General features: G+C 40.2%; 13 protein-coding genes. All 13 read left to right on the top strand.

What is annotated here, in order from left to right:
• Positions 1 to 11 precede the first annotated feature (11 nt).
• Positions 12 to 785, top strand: a complete 774-nt coding sequence (pstB, locus tag L1999_RS21620; protein ID WP_235740449.1) for a phosphate ABC transporter ATP-binding protein PstB — start codon at positions 12 to 14, stop codon at positions 783 to 785.
• Positions 786 to 798: 13 nt separating this feature from the next.
• Complete coding sequence (gene phoU / locus L1999_RS21615) at positions 799 to 1,458, top strand: phosphate signaling complex protein PhoU (protein ID WP_235740448.1); 660 nt, start codon at positions 799 to 801, stop codon at positions 1,456 to 1,458.
• A 326-nt stretch (positions 1,459 to 1,784) separates the two neighbouring features.
• Complete coding sequence (hutH, locus tag L1999_RS21610; protein ID WP_235740447.1) at positions 1,785 to 3,302, top strand: histidine ammonia-lyase; 1,518 nt, start codon at positions 1,785 to 1,787, stop codon at positions 3,300 to 3,302.
• Positions 3,303 to 3,440: 138 nt separating this feature from the next.
• On the top strand, positions 3,441 to 4,916 hold the full coding sequence (locus tag L1999_RS21605) for an amino acid permease (protein ID WP_235744424.1): 1,476 nt from the start codon (positions 3,441 to 3,443) through the stop codon (positions 4,914 to 4,916).
• Positions 4,917 to 5,010: 94 nt separating this feature from the next.
• Positions 5,011 to 6,687: a urocanate hydratase gene (gene hutU / locus L1999_RS21600; RefSeq protein ID WP_235740446.1), complete on the top strand. Its 1,677-nt coding sequence runs from the start codon at positions 5,011 to 5,013 to the stop codon at positions 6,685 to 6,687.
• Positions 6,687 to 7,967, top strand: coding sequence for an imidazolonepropionase (gene hutI / locus L1999_RS21595; RefSeq protein ID WP_235740445.1), 1,281 nt, complete (start codon positions 6,687 to 6,689; stop codon positions 7,965 to 7,967). The genes hutU and hutI overlap by 1 nt, the downstream gene beginning before the upstream one ends.
• Entirely contained in the window at positions 7,948 to 8,919 is a 972-nt protein-coding gene (locus L1999_RS21590) for an agmatinase family protein (protein WP_235740444.1), read from the top strand. The genes hutI and L1999_RS21590 overlap by 20 nt, the downstream gene beginning before the upstream one ends.
• A gap of 438 nt (positions 8,920 to 9,357) precedes the next feature.
• The gene (locus tag L1999_RS21585; protein ID WP_235740443.1) at positions 9,358 to 9,930 is read left to right on the top strand and encodes a DUF4912 domain-containing protein; all 573 of its coding nucleotides are present in this window, start codon (positions 9,358 to 9,360) and stop codon (positions 9,928 to 9,930) included.
• Positions 9,927 to 11,183, top strand: a complete 1,257-nt coding sequence (locus L1999_RS21580) for a glycosyltransferase family 4 protein (RefSeq protein WP_235740442.1) — start codon at positions 9,927 to 9,929, stop codon at positions 11,181 to 11,183. The genes L1999_RS21585 and L1999_RS21580 overlap by 4 nt, the downstream gene beginning before the upstream one ends.
• Positions 11,184 to 11,203: 20 nt before the next feature.
• A complete protein-coding gene (locus L1999_RS21575; protein ID WP_235740441.1) occupies positions 11,204 to 11,830 on the top strand; it encodes a hypothetical protein in 627 nt (208 codons plus the stop codon).
• 64 nt (positions 11,831 to 11,894) lie between these two features.
• Complete coding sequence (gene rpmG / locus L1999_RS21570; protein ID WP_015594975.1) at positions 11,895 to 12,044, top strand: 50S ribosomal protein L33; 150 nt, start codon at positions 11,895 to 11,897, stop codon at positions 12,042 to 12,044.
• Between the two features lie 58 nt (positions 12,045 to 12,102).
• Positions 12,103 to 12,669, top strand: coding sequence for a 5-formyltetrahydrofolate cyclo-ligase (locus L1999_RS21565; RefSeq protein ID WP_235740440.1), 567 nt, complete (start codon positions 12,103 to 12,105; stop codon positions 12,667 to 12,669).
• On the top strand, positions 12,666 to 13,454 hold the full coding sequence (locus tag L1999_RS21560; protein WP_235740439.1) for a DUF92 domain-containing protein: 789 nt from the start codon (positions 12,666 to 12,668) through the stop codon (positions 13,452 to 13,454). Before L1999_RS21565 ends, L1999_RS21560 begins: the two co-directional genes overlap by 4 nt.
• The last annotated feature ends 66 nt before the right edge of the window (positions 13,455 to 13,520 follow it).

Raw genomic sequence — 13,520 nt, 5'->3', positions numbered from 1 at the left:
GGGGCATCATCATGACAACTTCAACGTTAACAAGGCAAATATTTGATATAAAAGATTTAAATTTATGGTACGGAGACCATCATGCCTTAAAAGATATAAACTTTTCCATAAATAAAAAAGAAGTTACCGCAATAATTGGACCATCTGGATGTGGTAAGTCCACCTTTATTAAAACACTTAACTTAATGATTAATATGGTTCCGAATGTCAAAATGACCGGTGAAATTAACTTAAATGGTAAGAACATCCTTGATGAAAAAGTAGATCTTGTAGACCTTCGCAAACATGTGGGGATGGTTTTCCAAAAGGGAAATCCCTTTCCACAATCTATTTATGATAATATCGCCTACGGACCGAGAATTCATGGGATTAAAAAAAAGGTCCATCTTGATGAGATTGTCACAAAATCATTGATGGACGTAGCATTATGGGATGAAGTGAAGGACCGATTACACACACCTGCTTTGGGGTTATCGGGCGGACAGCAGCAAAGATTGTGTATTGCCAGGGCTTTAGCGACTAAACCTGAGGTCCTATTAATGGATGAACCAACTTCTGCGTTAGATCCAATCTCTACTTTGAAAATAGAGGAATTGATCTTAGAGTTAAAAGAAAAGTATACAATCGTCATTGTTACTCACAACATGCAGCAGGCATCACGGGTGTCAGATAAAACAGCCTTCTTCTTAATGGGGGAACTGATTGAATTAGATGCTACTGCTTCTATATTTTCAAACCCTGCGGACTCACGTACGGAAGGGTATATTACCGGAAGATTCGGATGATGGGGTGGACAAAATGAGTACAAGGTCTAATTTTGATCATAATTTACTACAATTAAATGAAATATTATTATCCATGGCTAAAAAAGCAGAAATGGCGATTAAAGATGCTATGCTTTCTTTAGTCAATCAAGACCTCGATAAGGCAAAAGCTGTTCTAATGGGGGATAATGAAATTAATAATTTGGAACAAGAAATCAATGATAAAGCCTTATTATTAATTGCAAGAGAATCACCTGTAGCTACCGACCTTAGAAAAATAAGCGCTGCTTTAAAGGTATCATCAGAAATTGAAAGATTGGCTGATATTGCCGTAAATATTGCTAAATCCACCATTCACATAGGTCATGAAAAGCATATTAAGGAGATCATTGATATACCAAATATGATGGGAATCGCTTTGGAGATGGTTTCTGAGTCGATTGAAGCTTTTACCACTGAGGATGTTTCTCTGGCAAAAGAATGTGCAAAAAAAGATGATCAGGTGGATCAAATGTTTGGCCGTCTAATTCAAGAATTAATAGGATATATCCCGCAAAATCTAAATTCAACCAACCAAATCATTCAGTTAGCATTTGTTTGTAGAAATGTCGAGAGAATCGCCGATCATTCAACGAATATTGCTGAGAACGTCATTTATCTTGTTACAGGAAAACGACTAAACTTAAATGCTTAAACAAGAGGGGGCTGCCTAGTAATGTGCAGTCTCCTTTTTTCTATGAAATAAGATTATTCCTTTTGCTACGCCTTTCATTTACTATTGTGCTAAAGTATTATTGCGCTAAAATTCGGAATATTTTGTTGACAAAACATGGTTTACTCACATATGATAATTATCATAGTAATAGAATTTTATAAGATGGGATTGAAAACACATGAAGTGGCGTAAAAAAATAGTTCAAAATTCAAAAATGGTAATAAAAGAGGCTGGACTCCAATTCTAATCAGAATCGGAATCCAGCCTCTTTCTTTATTATACTAAAGTGGTAGAGGAGAGATATCATGATTACGTTAACAGGCCAAAGTTTAACCCTAACTCAAATGAAGGAAGTTTTATTCGGAGGACAGAAGGTGGCCGCTTGCGAAAAAAGTATTGAGGCTGCCGGAAAGAGCCGGAAAGCGGTTGAAAGGATTGTATCCGAATCAAGAGTAGTTTATGGAATTACAACAGGGTTTGGTAAATTCAGCGATGTTCTAATTGATAAGGATCATGTTCAAGATCTGCAGCTCAATTTAATCCGCTCACATGCTTGCGGAGTAGGTGAGCCGTTCCCAGAGGTTGTTGCAAAGGCAATGGTTCTTCTTCGCGCTAATGCCCTTTTGAAGGGTTATTCTGGAATTAGACCGATTGTTATTGATAGATTATTAGATTTAGTAAACAAGGATATAATCCCCGTGATTCCGCAGCAAGGTTCCCTTGGAGCAAGCGGTGATTTGGCACCGCTCTCACACTTGGCATTGGTGCTAATCGGGGAAGGAGAAGTATTTTATAAAGGAAACCGAATGGACTCACTTGAATCCTTTCAGTTAGAAGGGATATTCCCAGTAACACTTCAAGCAAAAGAAGGCCTTGCACTGATCAACGGAACGCAAGCAATGACAGCAATGGGCGTGGTTGGCTATCTCGAGGCAGAACAACTTGCATTCCAAAGTGAGTTAATTTCCGCGATGACGATTGAAGGATTAACTGGAATTATTGATGCCTTCGCTGAAGAGGTTCATCTTGCACGGGGTTATCAACAGCAAATCGATACCGCAGCACGAATCCGCGGTTACTTAAGCGATAGTTTATTGACGACGGTACAGGGAGAATTGAGAGTACAGGATGCATATTCCCTTCGATGTATCCCGCAAGTTCATGGTGCCACGTGGCAAGCCCTGGATTATGTAAAAGAGAAATTGGAGATTGAGATGAATGCTGCAACGGATAATCCATTAATTTTTGATGATGGTGAAAAAGTAATTTCCGGCGGGAACTTCCATGGACAGCCAATCGCTTTTGCGATGGATTTTATGAAAATTGCGGTTGCAGAAATGGCGAATATTTCTGAAAGACGGATTGAACGATTAATCAATCCACAATTAAATGATTTACCACCATTTTTAAGTCCGCAGCCAGGCCTACAATCAGGTGCTATGATCATGCAATATGTTGCTGCATCTCTTGTTTCGGAAAACAAAACTCTGGCACATCCAGCAAGTGTAGATTCTATTCCCTCATCAGCGAACCAAGAGGACCATGTAAGCATGGGAACAATCGCTTCCAGGCATGCCCATCAAATTATTCAGAATACAAGAAGAGTCCTGGCAATAGAGCTGATTTGTGCGATGCAGGCGGTTGAATACCGGGGAATTGAGAAAATGGCAAACCAAACAAGAAGGCTTTATGATACCGGAAGAAAACTTGTTCCTTCGATTAAAAAGGACCGTATTTTTTCAAAAGATATTGAAACAGCAGCTGAAGGTCTTAAAACAATGGACCTGAAAAAATTACTCCAGCAATTAGACAACGTAAAATAATTCTTACGGAGCAAAACGAATAAATTAGTATTTTAAGACGTTAATTAATTAATAATCATCGCTCTCCTCATGAGGTTCCCTATTGGTCCTACTATTGATAACTATACTAAATAATAAAAGAGGTGTTTTATGCAAAATATGGCCCTACAAAAAGGTAATCAACCAACAAATCCGGGTGAACAACATGAACATTTAGAAAGAAAATTAAAAACAAGGCACCTATCAATGATTGCCATTGGCGGCACGATTGGTACTGGCCTCTTTTTAGCTAGCGGTACTACTATTCATGATGCCGGTCCAGGAGGGGCACTGGCAGCCTATCTTATTGCAGGGATCATGGTTTACTTCCTCATGACAAGCCTGGCGGAGATGGCTGTATTTATACCAATTTCGGGCTCTTTCAGTACGTATACTTCAAGATTCGTTGATCCTGCCTTAGGGTTTGCTGTCGGCTGGAATTATTGGTATAACAATGCCATTATTCTGGCTCTTGAATTATCGGCTTCTTCCTTGATTATGAAATATTGGTTTCCTACTATTCCGGGTATTGTCTGGAGTGCAACTTTTCTGGTCCTTATTTTTGGTCTGAATGTTTTATCTGTAAAAGGTTATGGTGAATCTGAATTTTGGTTTTCCATTATCAAGGTTGTAACCATTTTGCTTTTTATTGTTGTGGGATTACTGATGATCTTTGGGATTATGAAGGGGCATACAGGTGGATTTGAAAATTTCACTAAAGGAGAAGCGCCATTCAAAGGAGGTCTTTTATCCATCTTTAGTGTCTTTATGGTAGTGGGGTTTGCTTTCCAAGGAACGGAAATGGTTGGGGTAGCTGCAGGTGAAAGTGAAAATCCTGAAAAAAATATCCCTAAAGCGATTAAACAAATCTTCTGGAGAATTCTTTTATTCTATATTTTAGCCATTTTCGTTATTGGATGCCTAATTACCTATAAGGATCCCAATTTATTAAGTTCGGATCTTGAAAACATTGCAGTTAGTCCATTTACGCTAGTTTTTAAACATGCTGGCCTGGCATTTGCCGCAGCGGCGATGAATGCTGTTATTCTTACGGCTGTTCTATCGGCAGGAAACTCATGTTTATACGTTGGTTCACGTGTTCTTTGGGTATTAGCTGAAGAAGGAAAAGCCCCGGCATTCCTGAAAAAAGTAAATAAAGGAGGTGTTCCTGTAAGCGCCCTATATTTGACCACGTTAGTAGGAATGCTTTGCTTCCTAACCTCTCTTTTTGGTGACGGAACAGTCTATTCCTGGTTATTAAATGCTGCTGGCTTAGCAGGTTATATCTCTTGGTTAAGTATTTCTGTTACACACTACCGATTCCGAAAAGCATTTATTGCACAAGGGAGAGATTTTAAAGACCTTCCATATGTTGCGAAATGGTTCCCGTTAGGTCCGATTCTAGCGACAGTGTTATGTTTGGTGGCAATGCTTGGAAGTAATTACCAAGCGTTTGTCGGTGATCAAATAGACTGGTATGGGATTCTGGTTTCTTATATTGGCCTGCCTTTATTTTTATTTGGATATCTTAGCTATAAAGTAGTAAAGAAATCAAAAATGGTTCCATTACAAGACGCTGATTTCAGCAGGGAATAAGTTAAAAAATAGATTGTAAAATTTTTATTAAATGATAATAAAAAACAAGGAATCCACTATTAAACTAAAATATCATAATTTGGAGGTAGAAAAGATGAAAACAAATACATCAAATAAAGTTATTAGGTATAGAGGGACAGAATTGAATACAAAAGGCTGGCAGCAAGAAGCCGTACTGCGCATGTTGATGAACAATTTAGACGCGGATGTAGCAGAGCATCCAGAAGAACTTGTTGTTTATGGAGGGATCGGAAAGGCGGCACGAAACTGGGATTGTTTTGATGCAATTGTAGAATCGTTGAAACATCTTGAGGGGGATGAAACGCTACTTGTCCAATCAGGAAAGCCCGTGGTGGTGTTTAAAACTCATACCGATGCACCACGTGTACTGATTGCAAATTCAAATATTGTCCCGGCATACGCCAATTGGGATACCTTTCATGAACTCGACAAAAAGGGATTAATGATGTATGGACAAATGACCGCTGGAAGTTGGATTTATATCGGCTCCCAAGGGATTGTACAGGGAACATACGAAACATTTGCGGAACTCGCTAAACAACATTTTAATGGTTCTTTAAAAGGCACGATAACAGTAACCGCGGGCCTTGGAGGGATGGGTGGAGCTCAGCCGCTTGCCGTTACGATGAACGGTGGGGTCTGCATCGGTATTGATGTGGATGAGACAAGGATTGATCGCCGGATTGAAACACGCTATACCGATGTGAAAACGGATTCCCTGGATGAGGCTATACGATTGGCTCAAGAGGCAAAAAGGGAAGGAAAGGCATTATCCATTGGCTTACTGGGTAATGCAGCTGAAGTTTTACCGGATATGATCACACGAAACTTTATCCCTGATGTGCTGACAGATCAAACATCAGCGCACGACCCGCTGAACGGATACACACCTGCGGGTTTGTCATTTGAAGCTGCAACGGAGCTGCGGAAAACAAATCCTGAACTGTATGTCAGGAGGTCGAAGGCTTCTATGGCAGTGCATGTGAAAGCGATGCTTGAGATGATGGAAAAAGGCGCAGTGACATTTGATTATGGCAATAATATACGCCAGGTTGCTAAAGATGAAGGGGTAGAAAACGCATTTGACTTCCCTGGATTCGTACCAGCTTATATCCGTCCTCAATTCTGTGAAGGGAAAGGGCCTTTCCGGTGGGTGGCGCTGTCAGGTGACCCTGAAGATATTTATAAAACAGACCAGGCTATTCTAAGGGAATTTGCCGATAATGAACATTTATGCAACTGGATCCGGATGGCTCAGGAAAAAATCCAGTTCCAGGGGCTCCCTTCCCGCATTTGCTGGCTGGGCTACGGAGAACGCGCCCGTTTTGGCAAAATACTGAATGACATGGTGGCTAGAGGGGAACTAAAAGCACCAATTGTTATTGGACGTGATCATTTGGATTCCGGCTCTGTTGCTTCACCGAACCGTGAAACCGAAGCGATGAAAGATGGATCTGATGTTGTGTCTGACTGGCCAATATTAAATGCCATGGTTAACGCAGTGGGCGGTGCTACCTGGGTATCCGTCCATCACGGCGGTGGAGTTGGAATGGGTTATTCCTTACATGCGGGAGTAGTGATTGTCGCAGATGGTACGAAAGAAGCAGAGGCGCGAATTGAACGTGTATTGACAACAGATCCGGGTATGGGTGTCGTACGCCACGCCGATGCCGGATATGAACTTGCAAAGAAAACAGCACGGGAAAAAGGAATTAAAATCCCAATGCTTGACAAAGGAAATGATCAGTAATGGAAAAACCAATTTGGATTAAACATGCCGCCCAGCTTGCAACGCTTGCTTCCGAAATAAAAGGTCCCCGTTCAAAAGGAGCGATGTCACAGCTTGGTTTGATTGAAGACGGCAGCTTGTGGATTGAGGATGGACTTATCTCAGCGGTTGGAACGACGAAGGAAATTGAGGAATGCTATAAGGAAAAATTAAATACAGCAATGATTGTGGATGCCTCAAATCATTTGGTAACGCCTGGACTTGTAGATCCACATACACATGTTGTATTCGGAGGAAGCCGCGAGCGTGAATTTGAAATGCGCCTTGAAGGTGCAACCTATATGGATATCATGAATGCGGGTGGAGGAATCCATGCGACCACCCGCATGACAAGGGAAGCAACGGAAGAGGAATTAGTCGTACAAACTAAACGCCGGCTTGATTCGTTCCTTGTTCATGGAGTAACAACTGTAGAAGGCAAAAGTGGATATGGCATGAATCTCGAAACCGAACTTAAGCAGCTTCGCGTCATGAAGATCGTGCAGGAACAGCATGCGATTGACCTTGTTCCTACCTTTATGGGGGCCCATGCCGTGCCCCCTGAGTTTAAGGGGAAGGAAGATCAATTTGTCGATTATTTAGTCGATGAAATGCTGCCGAAAGTCGCCCAGGAAGAATTAGCAGAATTTAACGATGTTTTTTGTGAAAAAGGAGTTTTTACACCAGAACAATCTGAACGCATTCTAGAAGCAGGTAAGCACTTTGGATTGATCCCGAAAATCCATGCTGACGAAATTGAGCCTTATGGCGGAGCGGAATTGGCAGCAAAGGTAGGGGCAATTTCAGCTGAGCATTTATTGAAAGCTTCCCATGAAGGAATTCAAGCTATGGCAGATGCAGGCACGATTGCCTGCCTGCTTCCGGCAACAGCGCTCTATTTACGCGAAGCAGCTGCAGCAGGAAGAAAAATGATCGATGCAGGTGTACCTGTAGCTATTTCTACTGACTGCAATCCTGGGTCCTCACCTACAACTTCAATGCCGCTTGTGATGAACCTAGCTTGTATTTCCATGAGACTAACCCCAGCAGAGGCCTTAACAGCAGCCACTTTTAATGCTGCCTGTGCGATTAACCGCCAAGATAAAGTAGGATCACTTGAAGTGGGTAAGCAGGCTGATATCGTGTTATGGAATGTAAAAAACTATCAGGAGCTTCAATATCTTTTCGGAGTGAATCACGTTAAGGCTGTGTGGAAAAAGGGTGTAAAGGTGGTGGATTCAGGTGGGAGAACATTGGCTTAAGGCACCCGAATGGTCCTGGAATCGATTAAAGGGTGAAACTGGCTATGTGCACCATTGGGTGCAGCCATTGGCGGAAATGGAAGAAATACCTAATTTAATTGTTTATGGTGCACCGATTTCTCGGTCATCCATAAGTGTATCAGGAGCTTCCTTGTATCCAGATGAATTTCGACGGATGTGGAGGGGCTTTGCCACCTACAACCTGGATGAAATGATTGATTTGACGTCATTCAAGGTTGCAGATGCGGGAGATGTGGCGATGCATACAACGGATATTCTTTTATCACATCAACGTATCCAACAGACATCGGCCTATCTTGCAGCAAACTATCCTTCAACTGTAACATGCATGATTGGCGGTGACCATTCTACAACGGCCTGTGCGGTGCGGGGAATTAAAGAAGTTTTTAAAGAAGAAACGATTGGAATCTTACAGCTTGATACACATCTTGATGTAAGGGATCCGGCAGAATTAGGGCCTGCAAACGGAACGCCGATTAGGCAGCTAATTGATGGTCATACGGTCAAAGGAGAGAATGTTATCAATATTGGTTTGCATGGCTACTTTAATGCGAAGCCGCTTATTGATTATGCGGAAAAATACAATATTCAAATGGTGACGTTAAAGCAAGCACGTAGACATGGACTTATTAATAGTGTTCAGGATGCGCTTCGGCAGTTGACCGCAAAAGTTGACCGTGTTTATGTCACCGTCGATATGGATGTGCTGGATATTTCCGTTGCACCGGGTGTACCAGCATCTACTCCCGGCGGCATGACAGCAGCAGAGCTGTTTGATATAGTACTAGAAATCGGCAAGCATTCGATTGTCCGGCATATTGATTTTGTTTGTCTGGACCCAAGCAAAGATTCGGCAGTTGCTGAAACGGTTAAGACCGGGGTATATGCATGGCTGCAATTTATCACTGGCTGCGTCTTACAGACTAGATAACGATATGCTCAATTGAATAATGGAAAGATTTAAAAAGCTAGGAGGCATAGGGATTAAATCTCCATGCTTCTTTTTTTGCCTTTTTAGATAATGTTGTCGAAAAGATGAGCATTATCCGGTAGGTAATTTGTTGATACATGTAAAAACTGAAAGGGTATGCGTAACTAAAAAAAATTTATTACCTGTAAATAAAGCTTGCTGTATAGGCTAACCAAAATACGACAAAATGCGTTTATTGAATGCTTCTTTATCTGGTGATACCATTAATTTAGTAAGAATTATTTTGCAATTAACAGCATATATTGATTGTTTACAGAATGGAGGAAAAAAATGATTGAGGAAATTATCAAACTAAGAGGGAATGGCTTATCATTTCGTAAAATCGCCTCTGAATTGAATACAACCATAGGGAAAGTCCAATATCGCTGGAATAAATGGTTGGAAGAAAATAAAAATGAACTCACGAATGAACCTAATAGGCATTCTTCTAAGGATCCCAATTCCTCAGATTACTCTATTTCATCAGAATTAATTCCACTAAAAGGTGAGCTAAAGGCAAAGCTTGTGACACCTCATAAAATAATACTTTTCTGGGACATTTCCGAAGTACCAAAAAAAATCATCGAACGATTTTTTAATCAAAAGTTTGAAGAACTTGTCATGGTTACTAGGATTTATGACGTAACGGATATTTTGTTTAATGGAAAAAACGCTCTTCATTTTAATGAAATAACTGTTCCTTTCCAAAGCGGACACTGGTTTTTTAAAGGCTTGGCAGAAAACCGGAGGTATCTTGCAGAATTAGGTGTTTACATTTCAGGAAAAGTTTTTTTCCCTCTTTATCGTTCTAATTGTATTCAAACGCCTTCTGCTAACCTAGAAGGCATAAATATATTTCAGCAGGAAATGTTGCAATTTCAACGATATGAGGAAGAATCCCCTAAATGGGTTGAGCAAGTTAGTACTTATAGTTATTATGTGAAATCAGACAACTCTGGGGGAGCAAAATGAATAAACGACAGCCAGAATCCAGTAACCCAGAAAGTAAGCTCCAAGCTGCCTGGAAGTTAAAAATATTAATTCTATCCTGGGAATTCCCGCCTAATATTGTCGGGGGGTTATCAAGGCATGTAGTTGGATTATCCACTCATTTGTCGGAACAAGGACATGAGGTTCATGTCCTGACAGCAGGGAAACATAATCTTCCGTCATTTGAAGTAATGAATGGGATATTTGTCCACCGTGTAAGACCAGTTAATGAATACGATGACCATTTTCTATCATGGATTGCCGGTCTCAATTTGGCAATAGCATTTAAGGCGGAACAGCTGGCAGAAGAGATAGACTTCGATCTCATCCATGCTCACGATTGGCTTGTCGGAGCAGCCGCGATCTCCCTAAAGGAGCTATTAGGAGTTCCTTTATTAACTACCATCCATGCAACGGAACATGGCAGAAATAATGGGATTTATACCGAAATGCAGCAGTTCATTCATGAAAAGGAACAGCAATTAATGATCGAATCAGAGCAAATTATTGTCTGCAGTGAATTTATGAAGGACGAACTTAATCAGGTTTTTACTTCACAGAATAAGAATATAACCGTTATTCCGAATGGAATTGAACCATTAATCGTTGATAAAAAAGTTTCTCAAGTATTTCCGGAACTAACCGGTAAAAAGTATATTTTTTCAATTGGAAGAATTGTTGAAGAAAAAGGATTCGAAACCATAATTGAGGCAGCCGCAATAGCAAAAGAAATGAAACTAAACTTTATTTTTGTGATTGCCGGAAAAGGACCCATGCTTACAGAGTATCAAAATCAGGTTAAAGGGCGTGGTTTGGAGAGCTATGTTTCTTTTGTTGGATATGTTTCTGATGACCAAAGAAATGCCCTTATTGAGGGGTGTGAGCTAGCTGTGATCCCAAGCCTATACGAGCCATTCGGAATTGTTGTATTAGAAACTATGGTTCTTGGAAAACCAACTGTAGTATCGAATACTGGCGGTATGAAAGGGATAATTAAGCATCTGCAAACGGGGATGCTGATGGTCCCAGGTAATCCTCAAAGTCTTTTGGAACAAATTGATTTTTTAATCAATCAACCACAGAAAGCGAAAGAAATTGGCAGCAGAGGTAAGCAAATTGTTCATAGTCTTTATGGCTGGAATCGGATTGCTGCTGAAACAAGCAGGATTATGGAAGATACTGTATTACGACAACGAGTGAATGAGAAGGTACAAGGGGCATCGCCAAATAATTGAAAAATAAGGTGTGCATGATGATGAACTTAATTACTGAACTACAAAATGAAAAACATGCTTCTCATCTTGAATTAGCGACGGAATCACTTCAATTTGTTCCGGGACTTTGGGTGAATGGGAAATATGTATGGCTGCAAAACACGAAGGAAAAAGTGATTTATGACGAAGCGTTAGTTGTTAAAGTAAAGGATGAACAAATTCATTCTAAGATTTGTCTTTCAAGTGTCTATGTAAGCAATCACAGTCATAAAACGATCCAAGTTCAAATTTTAGCGATGCACCATTTGGTGAATGTTGGACAAGATAACTTGACATTCGTATCACCAATTGAGAATCATATTATTCATCATGCGAAAACACATGTTTATCTGGTGAATGGCCACAGTACAAATGCAAATATAAATGAATATACGGCTGTGCCTTTGTGGAATGCCTATACAGACCGAATTTGGAATTCCATTGAAAAAGGAAACTTAAAATATCAACCCATGGCAAAAGGTCCTGCAGCTAGTATCTTTACGATGAGTATGGCAATTGAACCGCATCAAACGAAAAAAATGGATACCTGGACGATTAGCGGCTCCAACAAAAATGAACTGATTTTATTAGAAAATGCACTTCTTAAAAAACACACTAGCATTTCCTAATGAAAAATGATATTATAGAAAAGTCGTATGAACGAACTGCTTAATCGTTTGGAGGGAAATTGACATGCGTGTAAATATTACGTTAGCTTGCACTGAGTGTGGAGATCGTAACTATATTTCAACAAAAAATAAACGTAACAACCCAGATCGTCTTGAGCTGAAGAAATATTGCCCAAGAGAAAAGCGTACAACAGCACATCGTGAAACAAAATAAGCAGTAGGGCTTCCTGCTGCTTTTTTTGTTGCCATTAAATAAGTAAGGAGGATCTGTTATGAGTGGCAAGGATGAATTACGGAAACAGGTTAAAGAAATTCTTTCGAACCTTCCAAGACCCGTTTATGAGGATTATTCCTATAAGATTGCCCAAACCTTATTTGCTGCCGATGATTGGATAAATGCAAAGGTTATCGGGATTTATGTCTCAAGGCAGCCAGAAGTAGATACATACCAAATAATTCGAAAAGCTTGGGAACAAGAGAAACTTGTCGTTGTACCAAAATGTAATCCAACTGATAAGAAATTATCCTTTAGAATCCTTACAGAGTTTTCCCAGCTTGAATCAGTCTATTTTGGTCTTTTCGAACCAATAGTAGCATTGACCGACGAAATGAATGAAGAAATGATTGATTTATTAATCGTACCGGGACTTGCCTATACTAGGACCGGCCATCGGTTAGGATTTGGCGGTGGATACTATGATCGTTTCTTATCCCACTATTCTGGTCAAACCATTTCGTTAGCCTTTGATCAGCAAATCATTCCGCAATTTCCAATTGAAGACTATGACATCCCTGTTTCAAAAATTATTACCAATCATGAGGTTATCACAACAAAATGATCGGAGTTATTTCGGTTTATATTTTTATCATCTTCGTGGCGCTGGCTGGATACCGACTAAATTCGCTGACCCTAACGGGTGCCATTACAGCGATCCTAGTAGGGGCGGCTGTTTATACTGGTTTTAAACTAGAGGGACTTGCCCTTCTCGGTGCTTTTTTTGCCTCTTCCAGTCTTTGGTCAAAATATAAAAGTACGGCAAAAAAGTCATTGGAAGAAAAACTAGCAAAAGGTGGAACCCGTGATTGGCTGCAAGTCCTTGCGAACGGGGGAGCGGCCTCACTTTTTAGTCTCCTTTATTCAATTCATCCTGATCAAACTTGGCTTTTGGGGTTTATCGTTAGTTTAGCGAGTGCCAATTCTGATACATGGGCATCGGAAATTGGCAGTTTAAGTAAGAAAAATCCTATTTACATACGAACATTTAAACGAGTAGAGAGAGGAACTTCAGGGGCAATTAGTGGCTTGGGCAGTACTGCGGCGATTGCGGGCTCTTTTTTTATCTCGGCACTTAGTTATTTCCTTTTCCAATTAAATCTCTTTTTTGTAATTCTTATTTTTCTATTTGGCTATATTGGGAATGTCATTGATACGTTATTTGGGGCCCTCTGCCAACAAGTTTATGTATGCGGACAATGTGGAATTACAACGGAGAAAAAGAGTCATTGTCAAATTCCAACAACTAGAATAAAAGGATACACCTTAGTGGATAATGATATGGTAAATTTTCTTTCGGGATTTATGTCAGCAGTGTTAGCAATCGTCATTTTAAGATTTTTTTGGTAAAATTGTAAATTGTACTCATATTAATGTTTACACTGTAATTATCTGCTAAATATAAATTGGAGGAAT

The organism is Neobacillus drentensis, assembly GCF_021560175.1.
Lineage (GTDB): Bacteria > Bacillota > Bacilli > Bacillales > Cytobacillaceae > Neobacillus > Neobacillus drentensis_A.
Note: the sequence above shows the minus strand (reverse complement) of the source record. Positions and strands in the feature narration are given on the sequence as shown.

What these genes read in the sequence shown, in the direction of transcription:
- pstB (WP_235740449.1), top strand. Translation starts at nt 12, where the DNA reads ATGACAACTTCAACGTTAACAAGGCAAATATTTGATATAAAAGATTTA.
- phoU (WP_235740448.1), top strand. Translation starts at nt 799, where the DNA reads ATGAGTACAAGGTCTAATTTTGATCATAATTTACTACAATTAAATGAA.
- hutH (WP_235740447.1), top strand. Translation starts at nt 1,785, where the DNA reads ATGATTACGTTAACAGGCCAAAGTTTAACCCTAACTCAAATGAAGGAA.
- L1999_RS21605 (WP_235744424.1), top strand. Translation starts at nt 3,441, where the DNA reads ATGGCCCTACAAAAAGGTAATCAACCAACAAATCCGGGTGAACAACAT.
- hutU (WP_235740446.1), top strand. Translation starts at nt 5,011, where the DNA reads ATGAAAACAAATACATCAAATAAAGTTATTAGGTATAGAGGGACAGAA.
- hutI (WP_235740445.1), top strand. Translation starts at nt 6,687, where the DNA reads ATGGAAAAACCAATTTGGATTAAACATGCCGCCCAGCTTGCAACGCTT.
- L1999_RS21580 (WP_235740442.1), top strand. Translation starts at nt 9,927, where the DNA reads ATGAATAAACGACAGCCAGAATCCAGTAACCCAGAAAGTAAGCTCCAA.
- L1999_RS21575 (WP_235740441.1), top strand. Translation starts at nt 11,204, where the DNA reads ATGAACTTAATTACTGAACTACAAAATGAAAAACATGCTTCTCATCTT.
- rpmG (WP_015594975.1), top strand. Translation starts at nt 11,895, where the DNA reads ATGCGTGTAAATATTACGTTAGCTTGCACTGAGTGTGGAGATCGTAAC.
- L1999_RS21565 (WP_235740440.1), top strand. Translation starts at nt 12,103, where the DNA reads ATGAGTGGCAAGGATGAATTACGGAAACAGGTTAAAGAAATTCTTTCG.
- L1999_RS21560 (WP_235740439.1), top strand. Translation starts at nt 12,666, where the DNA reads ATGATCGGAGTTATTTCGGTTTATATTTTTATCATCTTCGTGGCGCTG.